Annotated in this window: 18 protein-coding genes; 16 read left to right on the forward strand and 2 right to left on the reverse strand. The window is 33.6% G+C overall.

The genetic code is table 11. The features are described from left to right. Positions 1 to 225 precede the first annotated feature (225 nt). The 3 genes from M2419_RS04250 to M2419_RS04260 are packed head-to-tail and all read left to right on the forward strand — an operon-like array spanning position 226 to position 1,595. The gene (locus M2419_RS04250; RefSeq protein ID WP_259254317.1) at positions 226 to 567 is read left to right on the forward strand and encodes a cupin domain-containing protein; all 342 of its coding nucleotides are present in this window, start codon (positions 226 to 228) and stop codon (positions 565 to 567) included. Continuing rightward, entirely contained in the window at positions 545 to 1,081 is a 537-nt protein-coding gene (locus M2419_RS04255; RefSeq protein ID WP_259254319.1) for a hypothetical protein, read from the forward strand. Before M2419_RS04250 ends, M2419_RS04255 begins: the two co-directional genes overlap by 23 nt. After that, a complete protein-coding gene (locus M2419_RS04260; protein ID WP_259254320.1) occupies positions 1,053 to 1,595 on the forward strand; it encodes a hypothetical protein in 543 nt (180 codons plus the stop codon). Before M2419_RS04255 ends, M2419_RS04260 begins: the two co-directional genes overlap by 29 nt. A gap of 34 nt (positions 1,596 to 1,629) precedes the next feature. Here the strand turns inward: M2419_RS04260 and M2419_RS04265 are convergent, their stop codons facing one another. Further along, positions 1,630 to 2,460, reverse strand: a complete 831-nt coding sequence (locus M2419_RS04265) for a universal stress protein (protein WP_159728105.1) — start codon at positions 2,458 to 2,460, stop codon at positions 1,630 to 1,632. A 212-nt stretch (positions 2,461 to 2,672) separates the two neighbouring features. Continuing rightward, positions 2,673 to 3,743 (reverse strand): response regulator, encoded by a 1,071-nt coding sequence (locus tag M2419_RS04270; RefSeq protein ID WP_159728107.1) that lies wholly within the window; start codon positions 3,741 to 3,743, stop codon positions 2,673 to 2,675. Between the two features lie 146 nt (positions 3,744 to 3,889). Here M2419_RS04270 and M2419_RS04275 point away from each other — a divergent pair, with 146 nt between their 5' ends. From M2419_RS04275 to M2419_RS04335, 13 genes are all read left to right on the forward strand, one after another. Further along, the gene (locus M2419_RS04275; protein WP_228280155.1) at positions 3,890 to 4,363 is read left to right on the forward strand and encodes a helix-turn-helix domain-containing protein; all 474 of its coding nucleotides are present in this window, start codon (positions 3,890 to 3,892) and stop codon (positions 4,361 to 4,363) included. Positions 4,364 to 4,890: 527 nt separating this feature from the next. Next, entirely contained in the window at positions 4,891 to 5,649 is a 759-nt protein-coding gene (locus tag M2419_RS04280) for a polysaccharide biosynthesis/export family protein (protein WP_159728111.1), read from the forward strand. Between the two features lie 19 nt (positions 5,650 to 5,668). Continuing rightward, positions 5,669 to 7,957 (forward strand): tyrosine-protein kinase family protein, encoded by a 2,289-nt coding sequence (locus M2419_RS04285; protein ID WP_259254321.1) that lies wholly within the window; start codon positions 5,669 to 5,671, stop codon positions 7,955 to 7,957. A 294-nt stretch (positions 7,958 to 8,251) separates the two neighbouring features. After that, a complete protein-coding gene (locus M2419_RS04290; protein ID WP_259254323.1) occupies positions 8,252 to 8,806 on the forward strand; it encodes a UpxY family transcription antiterminator in 555 nt (184 codons plus the stop codon). Further along, positions 8,794 to 10,089, forward strand: coding sequence for a Vi polysaccharide biosynthesis UDP-N-acetylglucosamine C-6 dehydrogenase TviB (gene tviB, locus M2419_RS04295; protein ID WP_159728117.1), 1,296 nt, complete (start codon positions 8,794 to 8,796; stop codon positions 10,087 to 10,089). The genes M2419_RS04290 and tviB overlap by 13 nt, the downstream gene beginning before the upstream one ends. A gap of 3 nt (positions 10,090 to 10,092) precedes the next feature. After that, positions 10,093 to 11,535: a lipopolysaccharide biosynthesis protein gene (locus M2419_RS04300; protein WP_159728119.1), complete on the forward strand. Its 1,443-nt coding sequence runs from the start codon at positions 10,093 to 10,095 to the stop codon at positions 11,533 to 11,535. Further along, the gene (locus M2419_RS04305; protein WP_159728121.1) at positions 11,532 to 12,698 is read left to right on the forward strand and encodes a DegT/DnrJ/EryC1/StrS aminotransferase family protein; all 1,167 of its coding nucleotides are present in this window, start codon (positions 11,532 to 11,534) and stop codon (positions 12,696 to 12,698) included. The genes M2419_RS04300 and M2419_RS04305 overlap by 4 nt, the downstream gene beginning before the upstream one ends. 7 nt (positions 12,699 to 12,705) lie before the next feature. Beyond that, positions 12,706 to 13,569: a glycosyltransferase gene (locus tag M2419_RS04310; RefSeq protein ID WP_159728123.1), complete on the forward strand. Its 864-nt coding sequence runs from the start codon at positions 12,706 to 12,708 to the stop codon at positions 13,567 to 13,569. A 40-nt stretch (positions 13,570 to 13,609) separates the two neighbouring features. After that, a complete protein-coding gene (locus tag M2419_RS04315; RefSeq protein WP_153847650.1) occupies positions 13,610 to 14,782 on the forward strand; it encodes an O-antigen ligase in 1,173 nt (390 codons plus the stop codon). A 1-nt stretch (position 14,783) separates the two neighbouring features. Next, entirely contained in the window at positions 14,784 to 16,616 is a 1,833-nt protein-coding gene (gene asnB, locus M2419_RS04320; RefSeq protein WP_153847651.1) for an asparagine synthase (glutamine-hydrolyzing), read from the forward strand. A 239-nt stretch (positions 16,617 to 16,855) separates the two neighbouring features. Continuing rightward, positions 16,856 to 17,956, forward strand: a complete 1,101-nt coding sequence (locus tag M2419_RS04325; RefSeq protein WP_153847652.1) for a glycosyltransferase — start codon at positions 16,856 to 16,858, stop codon at positions 17,954 to 17,956. Between the two features lie 55 nt (positions 17,957 to 18,011). Next, positions 18,012 to 19,322: a DegT/DnrJ/EryC1/StrS aminotransferase family protein gene (locus M2419_RS04330; RefSeq protein WP_259254326.1), complete on the forward strand. Its 1,311-nt coding sequence runs from the start codon at positions 18,012 to 18,014 to the stop codon at positions 19,320 to 19,322. Further along, positions 19,300 to 19,896 carry a sugar transferase gene (locus M2419_RS04335; protein ID WP_121125655.1) on the forward strand — a complete coding sequence of 199 codons (597 nt, stop codon included), beginning with the start codon at positions 19,300 to 19,302 and terminating at the stop codon, positions 19,894 to 19,896. The genes M2419_RS04330 and M2419_RS04335 overlap by 23 nt, the downstream gene beginning before the upstream one ends. The last annotated feature ends 11 nt before the right edge of the window (positions 19,897 to 19,907 follow it).

Here is a 19,907-nt window from a genome sequence, read left to right on the forward strand (position 1 = left end):
ATCGACACGCTAGAGTAGCTGTACTCACCAGCGATATATTTTGTCTCTGCATTATAAAATAAAGCCCTTGATATCGTAGAAACACAAACTTGGTTGACTGTAAGAATATATGAAACTGAGGTGCAATCCGATTTCTTTTTTGACCTAGTTTGGCATATCTTTATACTTGTGATTCCGTATTACCATTTTCTTTTTTGAATATCACATTATTTTATTGAATAAGTAATGAAAGTAAAAAATACCGACAATTCTGAGCATTATATTTGGGGTGAAAATTGTGATGGGTGGCACTTATTAAAGTCCGATTCTTTAAGTGTGATTCAAGAGAAAATGCCGCCAGGAACAAAAGAAAGTTTACATTTTCATAGTAAGGCACAGCAATTTTTTTACATATTAAAGGGTACCGCAACTTTCGAAGTAGATAATGAATCATATGTTGTTGAAGAAAACAATGGCTTTCATATCCAAGCAAGTCAGAAGCACAGAATTTTCAATAGAACTAATCAAGATTTAGAATTTCTTGTTATTTCACAGCCGAAATCTCATGGAGATCGAATTAATTTGTAATCTTTCATTAAAAATAAAGTTCGTTTGGCCTGCTAAACTCTTTTTATTTTCAACACTATTAAGCTGCTCAACACAAAAGAATCTTGATGACTTTGCTGAAATAGATCGAAACAATTGCAGTAGTTTTAATCAGCAAGGCAAAGGATATACAGAAAGCGAGGTTGCACCATTGATACATGGAAAAGTAAGATTATGTTACAATAACGAAATAGTGTCTGACGCAAGAGTTTTTTTTCTTCAAAATGGAAAAGATACCATAGCTTCCCTTATGACCGACAAAAAGGGTGAATTTTTAAATAAAATATCATCAGATGGTTTCTGGGGGAAAATAATTATTGAAAGATTTGGATCAAATCTTTCAATCGATGATGTCCGAATTAATGCTAATTTTAAAGATTATTATTTGGATATAAAATTACCAACGCAACCTGTTTATATAAATGAAACAGGGCCTAAAAAGGACCAAAAAAAGCTGAGGAAAGAAGTTGAAAGAGCAAATCGAAAACATAAATAGATGTAGCAATGAGGTTTGGAGCTTTAAAATTTCACTATATTTTTTGATCTTTTGTTTCTCGTCCTGTTCTATCATCCAATCGAGAACGGAAAAAGTTAAGATTCTCGGAGGATATGAAGCTTCAAGCTTTCTAGACGAGAACACTTCTCAGGACTCAGTAACAATTTCAGGCGTTGTCACTGCAGCTAAGACAAAAAGAAAGGTAATCAATGCCGAGATAAGATTTTTAGATTCTGAAGGAAATACACTTAAAAAAATATCTTCTGATAACAACGGGTCTTTTCATACAAAACTGGCAAAACTCTCAAAATTTGGAAGTATCGAAATTGATGGAAATAGTGCTGGTTTTCTCACTATAGCAAACATTGACTTTGGTATTTTTGTCAATAACACTAAGATCAAAGCAAGACTATTCAACTATGATTATTCTGCAACAGAGCTAGAACTTTCAAAGAAAGAAGATCGAGATCAGCTAAAGCGAGAGATAGAAGAAATGAAAAAACGAAAGAGGTAATTTCTAGTATTTACCGCCACTCTTAGGGATTTATTTACTTTTTATAAGTTAATATCGGAATTTTTCTCAAGCGAGATAGTTCGTGTGTCGTTGAAGCATAAAGTATTGGGTTTAAATAATGTTTAGATTTATTTATAAAAAAAACAACTAGAGACGGTCTTATTTTTCTAACCGCAAGATCAATATCTTCAATTAAAGTGTTCGTCGAGGTTCTGAGAGCATATTTAACCTTAACCGCAACTCCTATTCTTTTGAACAACCGCGCTTCTAAAAGCGTAGCTTTAAGCATAATTTCTCGTGGAGAGACAATATGCAATAATTTAATTTCAAAATTAAGTGTTTTTACAAACTCTACAATCTTCTTGATTTCCTTTTGATAATTAGTCATATCTGAAGCGTAACAAATACTATCTATAGTTTTTGTCTTATAAAAACTAGGCACACTAATCACGGGAACTGGAGATTTCGCAATTAATTTGTTTGCTGTGGCACCAATCGTCTTTTTTAATCTCCCTCCCCCCTGAATACCATGGCATATACAGCTACATTTATGCTTGGACACGCATCTCAAAATAGTGGTCACTGTATTTGGATTCATCTGAAGGTCGATCTCAAAATTGACGGCAGGCGCTTCTATGTTACTAAAAATTCGATCTAAAAACTTGTTTAACTTAGTTAATATAAAATCTCTTCTGACTTGACGGTAATTTTCAAACCTATGAGGTCTCCAGCTTTTGGGTTTCAAAAGATGATAAACATGCACAATAATCAAATTAGCACCTTTTAACTGTGACAATTTATAGGCAAAATGAATGGCTGAAGTAGAACCAGCCGAAAGATCTGTAGCTACCAGAATTTTTTCCATACATCCTCATCATTTTTCGCTAAAATTACTTTTAGAATAATACAGATACAATGATGGCTATCAGTTAAAACACTGATCGTTAGCGTAAAATATGCTTCACAGATAATTTGATGATATACATTTTTCAAGATTTGGAGAGAACACCTTATACAGGCATTTTAGGGAAGGTAATTATAATTGTTCTGATGAAAACGGGGCTGTAAACCGTTTGTTTAGCTTTTCATCTTTATTAAACCGCCAAGATCCATAATGTGGATCTGACTTCCATTTCTTTCTATTAATCCTCTTTCTCTAAAATCGGTAAGTATTCTACTAACCGTTTCTGTAGCGATACCGGCAAGTCCAGCAAGTTCGTCCCTACAAATATCTATTTGGTCTATTGGGACTGCATTCTTATTTAACCTAATTAATACTTGTGTAAGTCTTTTTCTCACAGACTCATAAGCAAGCTCGACGAGTTGATCTTTTTTTTCGCGTAAATTGGCTGATAATATTTTAATAAAGTGTTGATTAAGTCCAACATGTTCGTTTAACAAGCCAATAATTGCACTTTTAGATATAAGATAAAGAGATGAATCCTGAGTAGCTTCGGCACTTTCAAGCCAAGGATCATCTAGCAACAAAGTATCCAGACCAATAAAACTGTTTGGTTTATACAACCCTGTAATCATTTGTCGACCATCGTCTGTTAGTTTCAAAGTTTTAATACAACCTTCGATCAATAGATAAAGCCATTGCGAATGATCGCTTTCGTAATACAACGTTTGTTTCTTTTTGATATTTCGTATTTTGCATTGAGAAATAAGATCGAACAGTTTTTCCCAGCCTGTACCATTATGGGGATGATTGTTATTCGCCTCGCTAATCGGCAATGATGTCTGATTCTTATTCTTGTTAATTCGACCTTCTACAGATCTAACAAGCTGATCGCCCTGAAATGGCTTGGTGACAAAATCATCAGCGCCACATGCTATCCCTTTTTTTACCATATCTGGAGTCGATAAAGCATTTAAAAAGACGAAGGGTATTTTAGTAGTTGATGGATTTTTTGACAATATAGATAATACACCAAAACCATCTATATTTGACAACACAGTATTGCATAATATTAAACTAGGATGTTTACTTAATGCTAGATTAATCCCTATTTCGCTATTAAATGCTGCTGTTACTTCATACCCTGAATTTTTTAATAAATCCGAATATTTACCCAGTAAATCCAGATCATTTTCGATAATTAAAATATTATTCATTTTTGTCAATACCTGTATAAGATAATTCATAAATCTACTTCTAATTCTGCTTTGCGACAATTTTTTCTTAAAAAACATAGCTTTTCAGCGACAAAACCGATCAAAATATGTGACCATCGTCACTATAAACCCTGACAAGCATCATTTCACACAAAGAACATTTGAAGGAAATTTATATGAAAAGTAATTATGGCCTAAAAATTAAGAGAATTATGAACGCTATCATATCGGGGAAGGATTTTTTTAAAGTTGGTTTAAATCCCGAAAGCAGCAGAGCTGCCTCAAAAGATTCTTCGCAAAAACATGCAGGTAGTATTGTAGAATCCATTATTAGAAAGCAAGGTCATAATATAAGTAAGCTGGCCAAATATATGAAGATTAGCAGGTGTACGTTATACAAATGGTTTGAGCATGATACTTTACCTTTTGATATATTAGTTAGAATTGGCTCTTATACTAATTATGATTTTTCTTCTGATTTTCCCGAAGTTTTTCGCTCAAGTTCAGAGGCTGAAATAGAACAGCATCCTTTACAAAACCCATCCAAAGAAAATGAGAAGATTGACTATTGGATAAGAAAATATATCCTTCTGTTAGAAAAATATAACGAGTGTCTAATAAATCAAAATCACTCTCAAAACCCCAAATAACTTTCTTAATTCGCTATCTTCTTTAAAAAACATCCCTTTTATCTTTTCCGTTAGCTTATATGTACTAAGGTCACTAAAACTTGGTTATGATCGTGCTTAGGATATAACGCCCGATTTGTACCCGTCTTTATATACCTCACCATAAAGACTACACAATACCTGACGGGCTCCTCCCCCATTCTATCTGCTATATGCATTTTTCTTTTGGTTATCTGTCGTTTAAAACTGTAAAGAAATCAAAATGTTTAAACTGAGAAATGCAAATATCCTGTTTTACTACTTTTCTCAAATTGATATACAACAAAAATTACATTCATCAAACATTAAATACAACCAAGTATTATACATATAGTAATTCACTTTTTTTACAACTCCTGGTAAATCTGTTGAACAAAACCGTAAACTATTGTAAAACCGGTATACCATTTATACACTTTAAATACAAAGTAATCTGCCGCATAAATTATTGATAGTTTTCTATATACCTTAGTTGTCAAGAAGTTTTGCACATTTTAAGATATAAAATCATGAAAACAAAACACCTGTTAATTATTATATATATACTCACTTTTAGCTCATGTGCGCAAAAAAGAGAGTTGGCTTATTTCAGCAATTTAGCTCCGCAAACCGCCGAGAAAACGATACAAGACGAATCAATAAAAATACAACAAAACGATCTTTTGAGGATAAATATAAATAGTCTTAACCCGGAATCAAACACGCTATTTACGGTTAACCGCCAAAATGCAGCAGGAGCTACCTATGAAGGACCGGCAGGTTACAGAGTAGCTAAAGATGGAACGATTACTCTCCCCGTAATAGGTAATATTAAAGTGGAAGGTTTGACTATTACGCAAACCCAGGATGCATTAATAGAAAAACTAGCTAAATATGTCAAAGAACCAATGGTTGAAGTACAACTTTTAAATTTTAAGATTACCGTAATCGGAGAAGTAAATAAACCCTCGAGCTTTATCATACCTGGCGATCATATTAATTTATTAGAGGCGCTTGGTATGGCAGGTGATATGACGGTTTATGGTAAACGAGAAAACGTATTAGTCATTAGAGAGCAAAATGGGAAAAGAATAATGAAAAGGTTGAATTTAAACAAAGAAGATGTGCTTAATGATCGCTTTTTTAATCTGATGCAAAACGATATAGTTTATGTGGAGCCGGATAAATCTAAAGCTATAGAGTATAGCCCTAGCACGAGAATTATGCCTATTGTTATTGCCTCTATATCGGCAGTTGCTGTCCTGATTTCATCCATTTTAAGAAATTAATTACTTAAGGAATAAGATCATGTTTGCAGAAAAGAACTTAAACGGCCCTAAAGATGTTGCAGAAGCTTTGAAAAGTTTTACCAAAAACTGGCCCTATTTTTTAATTAGCATTACGACAGCAATAGCTTTCGTTTATGGCTTCTTGTTCATAACACCTCCTGTTTATAAAATTAGTAGCACATTGTTAGTACAAGACGATAAAGAGGGTGCTTCTATGTCTAACGGCACTGCTTTTAGCGATTTGAACATGTTTCAAACCACTAAAACAGTTGAAAATGAAACTGAAATTTTCAGATCAAGAGATTTGATATCTAAAGTTTTAAAAGATTTGAATCTTGAGACATCATACTTTCAGAAAGTAGGTTTTAAAACAAAAGAGTTATACGGTAATACATTACCTATTAAAGTAGAAGTACAGGAATTGAAAAAAGGAGCTTATTCCAGAGCTATAGAAATTACATCTATTAACAACAACCAATTTCGTTTAACAGTTGGTAATATTAATATGATTGCAAACTATAATCAACCTATCAAAAATAAAAACTATACAATACTAATAAAGAAAGGTCCTGCTTTTAAACCTGAATATGGAAAAATAAATATTCAATTTCAAGATCTGTATAAACTGACAGAGTCATATAGCTTAGCTAGGTTGAATATAGTTCCTGTAGTTAAAGATGCTAATACTATTGTAATTAGTTTGAACGATAATATTCCGCAACGGGGATTAGATATTTTAACAAATCTTATTGAAAACTATAATACTAATAATGTAAACAATAAAAATATTATCGCTCAAAATACAATTAAGTTTATAGATAACAGATTAAAATATTTAATAAATGACCTCGCCGGAGCGGAACAAGATGTAGAGAACTTCAAACAACAAAATCAAGTGACCGATTTCGGTATAGATGCGCAATTAAATGCAACAAGATCGGTTGAATACAATCAATTGTTAGCGGAATCAGTTGTAAAGCTCGGCCTAGTAAAATCTATAGAAGGTTATTTTCAAAGCAATCAGGCACAAGGCAGTTTAGCGCCAAGCGCCATGGGAATAGAAGATCCTATACTAAATGTAATGATCGGAAAGTTTAATGATTTACAGTTAGAAAGAAACAGAATGCTTCGTACAGCTAATGCTGAAAATCCTCTTGTTTTAAATTTGAATGAGCAATTATCAAGTTTAAAAAGCAACATTCTGGAAAACTTAAAGTCAATTAAAAGTGGGTTTAATATTCAGAACAAAAATTTACAAAAAAATTATTCGCAATTCTATAGTAAAAGTAAATCTGTCCCTACAATAGAAAGAGGACTTTTAGAAAGAAGTAGAGATCAAAGTGTGAAAACTGGGTTATACCATTACTTGTTGCAAAAACGTGAAGAAACAGCATTATCATTGTCTACAACTGTACCTACATCACAAGTTATAGATAGACCAGCTTATAATACGACACCTATTGCTCCAAAAGCACAAATGCTTTATTTATGTGGTTTAGTCTTCGGATGCTTAATACCTGCAGGGTTTATTTATGTTAGGGGATTTTTTAACAATAAAGTGAGGGATGCCAGAACAATTGAGCTTACAGGTGCAAAATTGCTAGGTGAACTTTCCCACAATCTAGATAAAAGTACCAATGTTTTTCAAACAGACCATCGCTCCACTATTTCCGAGCTATTTAGGTACATACGCATGAATTTAAGCTTTATGACAAATCAACGTCATAAAATGATATTGGTTACATCAAGTATGAAAGGGGAAGGAAAGACATTTTTTAGCATCAATTTGGCGACTACATTAGGAATGCTTAATAAAAAAGTTGTTATTGTAGAACTTGATTTGAGGAGCCCCGTACTATTAAAAAAGTTAAAATTATCATCAACGCTAGGAGTTACAGATTATCTTGATGATGAGTGTATTTCTGTAGATGATATTATCCAAACCAGTCTATTATCAGATAATGTCAGTGTAATTGGGTGTTCAGAAATTCCAAAAAACCCAGCAGAAATGATAATGAGCTCCAGAGTTGATGAACTCCTAAGTGAATTAAGAAAACGCTTTGACTATATAATTGTAGATACATCCCCTGTTGGACAAGTAGCTGATGCTTTCAGTTTAGCGCCTTATGTAGATGTAAGCATTTACCTGGTAAGATATAATTACACGAATAACTATCAATTAGGTATCCTGAAAGATATTAACGACGAAAATAAGCTTAAAAATCTAATGGTAGTATTTAACGACGCTAAAAGAGGAAAGAACCAAAAGTATGGTTATGGTGGCTACGGATATGCCATGCCTAACTAACACGCTTCTTAAAAGAAAAAAATAGATCTATTACAATATTTAAAGCAATAACTATTATAAAAACAAACTTACGCTGCACCTGATTTGAAATAAATGATCTTTAAATAATTATTTTAGCCGCCTCCAATTTACCCTTTATCTAATTACTTCACAAAACACACGCTCATCACTGTAAGTGATATGGCGAAGCCTTGCACCCCAAAATAGCAAACCAGTATTTACACAATGTCCGGAAAACTCTATTGGGTCTAATAAAACAACACATTTTTTTACTTCCTCTTAACAAATCTGACAATGGAAATGGCATTAAAGTACAAAAGAAAACTTAAAAAAAACTGGCTGGTTATTTATGTACGTCCTCGTTGGGAAAAAAAGGTTGATAAGTTGTTGCAGGAACAAGGGATTGATACTTTCTGTCCCTTAAGAACTACAGAAAACCAATGGGCGGATAGAAAAAAGATGGTAAGTGTACCACTTTTTACTGGTTATGTTTTTGTTAAAATAGATGATAGAGAGCTTACAAAGGTCAGATATACGCTTGGAGTAGTTAACTATATCTATTTTATGGGGAAGCCAGCTGTGATAAGGGAGTCAGAAATTGAACAGCTTAAGGAACTGGTGAAAACATATAATAACCTTGAAATAATTAACCTAAAAGATCTTTCGCCTGGTGATAGAGTAAGAATTAAAAGTGGCTTATTCTACAATCATGAAGGTAAAATAATCAAAGTACAAGGAAAAACAGTCCTGATGTCGCTTGACCATATAGAATGCGCATTGGTAACCTGTATCGAGATTAATCATCTTATAAAAGCTTCACCTTTAAACACAGCATTATGCACAAGATAGAACCCGTAAGAATAGCCATAATTGGCCTTGGGTATGTTGGACTTCCACTCGCAGTAGAGTTTGCCAAAAAGCATAAAGTCATTGGTTTTGACATTCTTCAACGAAGGGTGGATGAACTTAACGAAGGCAAAGATTGTACTTTAGAGGTAAGTGAAGAAGAACTCAAAAAAGTGCTAACTTTTGACTATACAGTTCAAAATGGACTGTATTGCACGAGCGAAAAAGACAAATTAAATTCTTGTAAAGTTTTTATCATCACCGTTCCGACACCTGTTGATAAAAATAATAGACCAGATTTAACGCCATTAATAAAGGCTAGCACTCTAGTAGCAAGTGTATTAAAAAAAGGAGATATTGTTGTTTATGAATCGACTGTATATCCTGGTGTGACAGAAGATGAGTGTGTTCCTGTTTTAGCAGAAAAATCAGGACTAGTTTATAACGAAGATTTTTTCGTAGGATATTCGCCAGAACGGATCAACCCTGGTGATAAGGAACATACAGTTGCCAATATATTAAAAATAACTTCGGGCTCTACACCTGAAACGGCCACTACAATTGACAATCTTTATAGATCTGTAATTGGGGCAGGCACCCACAAAGCTTCATCAATAAAAGTTGCAGAAGCAGCAAAGATTATAGAAAATACACAAAGAGACATCAATATTGCCTTTGTTAATGAATTAGCGATGATTTTTAACAGGCTGGGTATAGATACCACTGAAGTGCTTACTGCTGCAGGTACAAAGTGGAATTTTCTGAATTTCAGACCAGGTCTGGTAGGTGGGCATTGTATAGGTGTTGATCCGTATTACCTTGCACAGAAAGCACAAGAAGTTGGTTATCATCCTGAAATTATTTTGGCTGGGCGTCGCGTAAACGATGGAATGGGAGCTTATGTAGCAGATCAGCTTATTAAACAAATGATCTATAACGGCACGCATATCATAGATGCAGAAGTGTTGGTGTTAGGATTTACTTTTAAGGAAAATTGCCCCGATGTAAGGAATACAAAGGTAATCGACATAGTTAGGAGGTTAGAAGAATATAAAGTAAAGGTCTGCATTCACGATCCTTGGGCCAATTCAGATCAAGTTAAACAAGAGTATGGCGTGATTTGTCAGAACGGGGAATCGAAAAAGAGACAATACGATGCAATTTTAATAGCCGTTGCTCATCAGGAATTTAAACACCTCGACCTTACAAAGCTCTGCAAAGAAAATACAGTCGTTTACGACATCAAATCAGTCTTGCCAAATACCATGGTAAGTGCACGCTTATAACAAATGACTTTAAAGGAAAAGACCATCTCTGGCCTAATATGGTCAGTAGGTCAGCAATTTGGTTCTAAACTAATTAGTTTTTTTATAACCATAGTGCTTGCCCGCATTTTAACCCCGGCAGAATTTGGGTTAATAGCTATGTTATCGGTATTTATATCCATCGGAAATACATTACTAGACAGTGGCCTTACTTCTTCGCTTATACGAACGGCCGATGCAGATCAAAAAGATTTTTCTACCGTTTTTTATTTTAATTTGATAGGGAGCACAATACTTTATTTTATATTATTTTTTTGCGCCCCTCTTATTTCATCGTTTTACCATCAGCAAGTCCTTACAACTATCATTCGTGTTTATAGTCTGATATTTATTTTAAATGCTTTCTTTGGTGTACAAAACACCTGTCTTGTAAAAGAGATGAGGTTTAAAACACAAACAAACATACAAATTCCTTCATCTTTAGCAGGGGGAATTTTAGGAATTATTTTGGCTAAGACCGGATATGGGGTTTGGAGTCTGGTATGGATGAGTTTATTTACTACATTTTTATCTACCATACTTCATTGGATATATTCAGACTGGCGTCCTGCTTTGATATTTGATAAAACAAGTTTTAACCGTCATTTTGATTTTGGTTATAAAATGACCCTATCGGGAATACTTGACACCCTTTACCAGAATATATATACACTGATTATAGGTAAATTTTACTCTGCTACTCAACTAGGATATTATTCCCGGGCCGATTCTATCAGTCAGCTACCAACAGCAAATATTTCAGCAGCTGTCAATAAAGTTACCTATCCGATGTTTTCAGAAATATCCCATAATAATGTGCAATTGAAAAGGGTAAACAAAAAAGTGATGCAGCAGGTTATTTTTTGGAATGCTCCCATATTGATTTTTATGAGTGTAGCAGCTCAGCCTCTTTTTAGTTTTTTATTAACCGATAAATGGTTGCCAGCAGTACCTTATTTTCAAATACTTTGCATTGCAGGTGTAATGCAGCCCCTTCATGCATATAATTTAAATATTTTAAAGGTAAAAGGCCGGAGCGATTTGTTTTTAAAACTGGAGGTTATAAAAAAAGCACTAAGTGTAATAGGCATTTTGAGTGTAATACCATTTGGTATTTATGGTCTGTTATATTTTCAATTATCCTTTAATTTTATTGGATTCTACATCAACACAATCTATAGCGGAAAGATGATTAACTATCCGGTCAAAGAACAGATATTCGACATTTTACCCACCATAATCTTGGCTGTCTTTATTGGTATTTCAACTTATCTTCTTGATTCTTTCTTAGTGGATTCTTTTAATATTAACAATTTGACACGGATTATCATAAGTGCTCTGTTTTACGCTCTTACTTATTTAAGTATCAGCAATCTTATAAACCTTACAGCAATAATAGATTTTAAACAATTAATACTAAAAAGATGATACCAGTAACTAAGCCATTTCTTCCTAAAATAGAGGAATTTGAAAACTATGTAAAAAGTATTTGGGACCGCCAATGGTTAACCAATAACGGCCCTCTAGTTAATGATTTGGAACTTAAACTCAAGCATTACCTAAATGTGGATTATTTATTATATGTATCCAATGGTACTATTGCTCTCCAGATGGCTATCAGAGCATTGGAATTGAAGGGAGAAATTATTACAACTCCATTCTCTTTTGTTGCTACAACGAATAGTATTGTATGGCAGGGCTGCAAACCAGTATATGTGGATATCGATCCGGATACGTTCAATATTGATCCAGATAAAATCGAAGCAGCAATTACCCCTAGAACTTCCGCGATTTTGGCAACCCATGTGTATGGCAACCCATGTAATATTGATGCAATACAAAATATTGCTGATAAATATGGTTTAAAGGTGATATATGATGCAGCCCATTGTTTCGGAACAAAATATAAGAACAGGTCAGTCTTTGCATATGGAGATATTAGTATCACAAGCTTTCACGCGACTAAATTGTTTCATACCATAGAAGGAGGAGCTGTTTTCACTAAAAAACCAGAGTTGTTAGAGAAAATGGCATTTATACGTAATTTCGGATATTGCGGCCCGGACACCATTGCGCTGGTAGGCATTAATGCGAAAAACTCAGAATTTCATGCAGCTATGGGGTTGTGTAACCTGGAACATATTGATGCCATTCTGGAAAAGAGAAGATCTTTGTCTCTGCATTACCGAGAGAACCTGAAAAAGTTAAAAGTTAAATTTCAGTTCATTGATTCTGCTCCCGATTACAATTACGCCTACTGTCCGATTCTGTTTGATTCAGAAGAACTGATGCATGATTGTATTGTCAAACTTGAATTGGCAGGTGTATATTGCAGAAGGTATTTTTTTCCTTCTTTGGCTACATTACCGTTTGTAAACCGTAAAAGAATGCCCGTATGCGATTCTGTGGTAAAGAGAATTGTTTGCCTGCCCCTGTATGATACACTCACCATCCCCGATCTGGATATGATTTCACGTATATTATTGAGAGCACAGAAATATCCTGTGAAAACCATCAATACACAAAAAGGCTTTGGAGAATTGATTGCCAATCGAATAGAAAAAGTCATAAATGGTCATGAAAAAAAGTAAACCAGCTATGAAAAGTTCAGAAACTGAAGTGATGGTTAGCATCTGCTGTGTAACTTACAATCATGAGAAGTATATAGCACAGGCTATTGAGGGCTACTTGATGCAGCAAACTTCTTTTAAATTTGAGATTCTTATCGGGGAAGATTGTTCTACCGATAATACCAGAAAAATTGTAGAGGAATATGTGCTAAAACATCCTGATAAAATAAAATTAATTACTTCAGAATCTAACGTGGGTGTCCACAAGAACGCGGTAAGACTGAATAAAGAGGTAAAAGGTAAATATTTGACCCAATGCGATGGAGATGATTATTGGACAGACCCTTTAAAACTGCAAAAACAAGTTGATTTTTTAGAACAAAATCAAGAGTATATCATGTGTTGTCATTATTCAAAAAGAATTAAAGAAAATAATGAAATATATTATATGAATTTAAATCCAAAACCAATAATCTATTCGTTTGAGGATATATTATTCGATAATGATTTTGAAACAGTTCTCAATACAATTCTTTTCAGAAATACGCCCGAAATTAGAGAAATTTACTCAACAGATTGGTTCTTTAAATTTAATGCCCCAGACAGATTTCTTAAACTTTATTTAACATTTACTTCCGGAAAGAAAATCTATGTTTTACCCGAAATAATGTGCTGCTATAGAAAACATCCAGGAGGCATCTGGAGCATGTTAAAAGCAAAAAGTTTAAAACAAAAAACACTTGACGATTTGTACTTGATTATTGAAATTTTCAAATATTCCCGCGTTCAAAAAATCAAGTTGCTTCTCTATTATCTTAAAAAATATTTCCTATTTGAAGTTAGAGATCACAGTCTACAAAATGCTTTTAGTACTATAAGAACCATATTGTAAGCGGTTAGAAAATATAATTATACATTAAATAATTTCCGATATGAAATATCTTAAGATTATTATTTTATTCTTAGTTTTCTGCAATCTTCCAAGTTATTTCTTGGTTAAAGTTAATGCCGCAATTGGTCAGCTTTTAAGCTACAGCACCTTCCTTCTCCTAATCGTTTATTATTTTTTAAGTGAGAATAAGAAGCCAATAGTTCCATTTATCGTATTCGGTCTTTTATTCTTTTTGATATCGATAATAGTCAGTGCACAAAATGACGATGGTTATTTAGTAACGCTTATTAAATATTTTATTGTCATAGTTATGGGGGCAAGTGTTGTAAGCGATACCACAAAGGAAGATATATATATAGTACTTTTAATAGGCTGTTTAAGTATAATTTTTGAATCTATTTTTATTGAAGGTATTGGTGGCAGATATAGAGGGTATTATATTAACCCTAATGCAGCTGGCTATGCTTGTATATTAGGTTATTCTCTAAGTTTTTCAATAAATAACAAAAAATTAAAAATCATTGGCCAATTACTATTTTCAATGGCCGGCTTTCTTACTTTCTCCAGGACTTTCTTATTTATCTGGATATTAGTCAATTTGATATCTTTGCTAATCAATTATAAAAATGTATATAAAATACTAGTAGGTATTGTTTTATTTGGTCTGTTTCTTTCATTTGGAGATAAACTGGATTTAAGTACGAAAAGAATGCATGCATTTTCAGGAATACTTGAAGGAAAAGTAAATGATGATTTAAAAGAAGAATCGAGAACAGAAACCTGGTCCCATTATTATAATCAAATTTTAAACAATCCAATCTTGGGTAATGGATACCATTCCTTTAGCGGAGAAATTTTTGGACCTGAATACAATACTTACACCGTAAAAAATGGTGTACACAACACTTTTTTAATGGTTATTGGTGAAGCTGGCTTTTTTGTCCTTCTCTATTTTTTATGGATATATGGGTCTTTTTTAATTAATGGCATAAGAATGTTTCATGATAATCCGGTAATTTTTCTGGTTTCATTTTCTTTAGTAATGTACATGCTTACCAATCATAATTATTTTGAAAATAACCTGGTATTATTTGTTTCGATGTGGCTATATATTCAAATAGATCTGGGTAAGAAAGTATCCGAAAAGAAACATTTAGATCTTCACCAAGTCAAGAACTATCAGGTTGAGTATCTAAATATAAATGCATTTTAGTATGTGTGGAATTTATTTAACCAATATTCCTATTGAAGAGGAGGCCGTAAAATTAAAACTGGAATCTATACAATTCCGTGGACCGGACTATTTAGGGATTCAAAAAGTATTTGATTTGACTTTTGGACATTTACGACTATCCATTTTAGATTTAAATGTTCGTTCACATCAACCTATGACATTTGAAGACCTTGTTATAGTGTTCAATGGTGAAATTTATAACTTTCAGGAGATAAAAACAGATTTAATAGCTCTAGGGTATACTTTTGATACAACCAGCGATACGGAGGTGTTATTAAAAGGTTATAAAGAATGGGGAGCTGCTTTAGTGCCGAAACTAAACGGAATGTTCGCTTTTGCTATATATGATGCCACATCAAGAAAAATATTTTGTTCACGCGACCGCTTAGGTGTAAAACCCTTTTATTATTCATGGAAGGACGGTGAACTTGAAATTTGCAGCCAGTTACGTCCAATAAGCCAACACAAACAAATAAACGATGAAGCTATATCGATGTATTTGGACTGCGGTTATATCCCCAGCCCATACACGATCTATCAAAATGTCTATAAATTACCTCCTGGAAATAATCTGGAGATTGATTTGGACAGACAAAAATACGAAGTTAAAGAGTACTGGAATCTGAAGGAGGTCGCCGAAGTGGGCTTATCTTATAATGAGGCCAAAGAGAAGTTGCACAATCTGTTAAAAGATGCCGTAAAAATAAGATTGCAAGCAGATGTGCCTTTTGGATCATTTCTCTCCGGAGGAATAGATTCTGCTCTAATATCCAGTATTGCTTCAACGGTTTCAAAGGATCCTATCAAAACATTTTCGATAGGCTTTGAGGATCCGGAATATGATGAAAGCAAGATCGCTGCAGAATATGCAAAAATTATAGGTTCTGAACATACAGAAACAATTTGTAAAGCAACAGATATTTTAGAAATGATTCCCCAATTAGTAAAAGTGTTCGATGAACCTTTTGCAGATAGCTCTGCATTGCCTTCTTTACTGTTGAATAAAATAACGAAGCAATCTGTTACCATGGTCTTGTCTGGAGATGGGGGGGATGAAAGTTTCTTTGGATACAACCATTTTAGATTAGTGCCTTACGCAGATAAAATTACGTTTGTACCCTATTTTTTGAGAAAAATGGCCGCCAGCGTATTAAGTTTTAATTTCCTGGGTGCCCGCGCACTTTCCTATAAAGGAATACTCAATGCTGCTTCAAAATATGATTTCATTGCAGGTATATTTGTTGGATATGACTCTCTTCTAAAGAAGAGAAACTTTAATTGGTTGTCCCACTATAATGGCTATAAAATATGGTCGAAAGATTTGTTACAGGCAACAGCTGATTTAAATATTAAATTGTGGTTAGAAAACGATAGTAATGTAAAAGTAGATCGTGCCAGTATGGCTCATTCAGTAGAAGTAAGAAGCCCATTTCTTGACTATAATATCATTGAGTTTGCAAGAACACTTCCTATATCATTTCGTTACGAAAAAGGCCGAAGAAAAAAAATATTAAAGGATATTCTGAAAGAATACATTCCTGAAGAAGTATTTGACCAACCCAAAAGAGGATTTGCTGTGCCTTTAGCCGGCTGGATAAGAAATGAACTGCGTAGTGAATTTGAAGAAAATCTAACAGACGATTTTTTACGTCAGATTCCTATCTTAAATGTACCCAGGTTTAAAGATATTTTTAAAAAGCATTTAGAAGGAAAGCATGACTATTCATCTTTTATTTGGAGAATATATATATTGTCTAAGTGGTATCAAGAATTTGGATTTTATAAAAATTTGGCACCCAATAAATACATTTAGCACCGAATAATAATACCCTTTACTTCTTCTTTAACTAAAAAAAAAGCATTGTTTCAGGCATGTATGGCTTTTTTTAATGCTTTTAATCGTTGGTATTGCCCCATTAAATATTTTGATCATTGAAGTTTTCCAGATACTTGTCAACTATGAAACACTCATGGTTAACAAATCCCGCGTGTGTATTCCATTCCGGTAACTCGGAACAAGTTAATGACAGATAAAAGACAGATTAAACACATATGAAAAATAAGTTATTTTTTGTTATTAATAACCTTCATAGTGGAGGGGCAGAAAGAGTGTTATCTATATTGGCAAATGAATTTAGTAAACAAGGATTGAGCGTTTTTGTTGTTTGTCTCAATGAAGCCGAACCAGGTTATCAAATTTCATCTCATGTCAAGATGATTAATTTATTAGAAAAGAGGGAGAAGGAAAATATTTTTAACCGGATTAAATATGCATTATTAATATTTCTACGATTGTCTAATTTGCTTATTAAAGAAAAGCCAACTTGTGTTATTTCTTTTATGACCACAGCAAATTTATGGACCGGTTTAGCTTGCTCTTTAATTAAAACACCCTTTATAGTTTCGGAACGAACTACCCCTGATCATACGATTAATTCATTCAACTTCTTTTTAAAAAGAATTTCCTATATCATATATAAAAAATCTAAGGCTATAGTTATACCAGCCAAAGGAATAGAGGACTGCATTAGAAACCATAAATCTTTTAAAAGATTAAATAATTTTAAAATTATCCGAAATCCTTTAAATGTATTTAAATCGCCCTCTGTTAAACCGGTAAACAACAAGAAGTTCATCTTAGGAGTTGGTCGTCTTTCCTATATTAAGGGATTTGACCAACTAATTGAGGCCTATAGTAAAATTAAAGCTGATGACGTTGATTTATTAATTGTTGGTGGCGGAAGTGAATATGAAAACCTATCCAACCAAATTGAAAAATTGGGTATGCAAAAACGGGCTAAACTAATTGGACCAAAAGATAATCTGCAGGATTATTATAATCAAGCCGAATTGTTTGTTCTACCATCCAGAAATGAAGGATACCCAAATGCTTTAATAGAAGCGATGAGTTTTGGCTGTCCTTGTATTGCCATGGATTGTGAGTTTGGCCCATCAGAAATAATAGAAAATGAAGCAAATGGAATTTTAATAGAGGCAAATAATACTGGTAAACTTACTTCCGCAATGGATAATTTATTAGCCGATGAAAGCCTTAGAGTAAAAGTTGCTAGCAATGCGCAGTTAATAACTCAAATAAATTCTATAGAAAACATTCTGCCAAAATGGAAAGATTTGATATTGCATAATGCATAATCAATGTCCTTTCTTTTACTGAAACAGACATTTAACCACCTTAAATTTTAGAATTATGAATATTCCATTTTCACCTCCGTTTATTGATCAATCGGTTATTGACCAAGTAGTACAAACACTTCAAGATAAGTGGATTACAACCGGACCTAAAGTTAAATCTTTCGAGCAAGAAATAGTTAAACTTACCAATTCTGATGCAGCAGTTTGTGTAAATTCCTGGACATCCGGAGCAATACTGATGTTAAAATGGTTTGGGATTAAAGAGGGAGATGAAGTAATTATACCAGCTTACACTTATTGTGCAACCGCTTTAAGTGTTTTGCATTGTGGTGCTATTCCTGTAATGGTAGATATCAACGATGATTTTTGTATAGATCCTGAAAAAGTCAGAAAAGCCATAACTGCGAAAACAAAAGCTATTATAGCTGTAGACATTGCAGGATGGCCATGTAATTATGTTGAACTAAAAGCTATTATTCTGGAATCGGAGGTGAATAATATGTTTACAGCAGAGTCTGATAAACAACAACTTTTAGGACGTATCTTATTGATCGCAGATGCAGCCCATTCTATCGGTGCAACGTATAACGGTTTGTCTTCGGCTAAAATGAGCGATATAGCTATATTCTCATTTCATGCAGTAAAAAATATCACTACAGCTGAAGGGGGCTGTATTTGTTTAAATCTTCCTCGCAGTTTTAATGCAATGACAGAATATGAATATCTAAAGATATATACACTTAATGGACAAAACAAAGATGCCTTGGCTAAATCAAAAGGTGGTGGTTGGCGTTATGATATATTATTTCAAGGGTTAAAAATTAATATGCCAGATATATGTGCTGCTATTGGTTTGGCACAAATAAAAAAATACACTAATGAGTTATTGCCTAAGCGTAAAGAAATAGCTTCAAAATATTGTAAGGGCTTGGAACAAATGGATTGGTTTATAAAGCCCCCTTTGCAGGATAATGAGAGAGAATCTTCCCACCATTTGTTTCCACTACGAATAAAGGGTATTACCGAAGCACAGCGGGATCGGATAATAGATGATTTGGCCCAACTAGGTGTAGCCGCCAACGTACATTTTATACCGATGCCTATGCTTACTTATTTTAAAAACCTTGGGTATCATATAGAAGATTATCCAGTCGCCTATAAGCAATACTCATGTGAAATTTCTTTGCCTCTTTACCCTCAGCTTTCAGATGCCGAAATACAATTTATTATTGAATCGGTAATTGCCACCGTACAAATTCAAGTAAACAAACCAGCACAGGCAGAGGCTAAAGATAAAAATAAGAAAACAAGAAAAGCAATCGTTTCAACAAGAATTTTTGGACATGGACACCAAACGCATATTTGATATTTTATTAGCCTCATTTGGCCTAATTGTACTTAGTCCGGTTTTTGTAGTAATTGCTATACTAATACTTCTAGATTCGAATGGAGGAATATTCTATCGTCAGATCAGGGTGGGAAAGAACGTGGAAGATTTTCCGCTGTTCAAATTCAGAACTATGTATGTGCATCAGACAGATCAACAACTACTTACCATAGGCAATCACGATACTCGTATCACAAAAATTGGATATTGGTTAAGAAAATATAAACTTGATGAATTACCTCAGTTATTAAATATACTAAAAGGCCATATGAGTTTTGTTGGTCCGCGCCCTGAGGTTCGTAAATATGTAAATCTTTATAACGAGGAGCAAATTAGGGTACTCTCCGTTAAACCGGGAATTACCGATTGGGCATCAATTGAATTTTCTGACGAATGCGAACTTTTGGAAAAATCCAATGATCCAGAGCATTTCTATATAGAAGAAATAATCCCATTAAAAATTACACAAAATCTGAAATACATCAATAATCATGATTTATGGATTGATCTGAAAATCATATTTCTGACTTTAAGAAAAATTGCGATTGGATAAACCAGTCAATT

The sequence above is a fragment of the Sphingobacterium sp. BIGb0116 genome (assembly GCF_024808035.1).
GTDB classification, from domain to species: Bacteria; Bacteroidota; Bacteroidia; order Sphingobacteriales; family Sphingobacteriaceae; genus Sphingobacterium; species Sphingobacterium paramultivorum.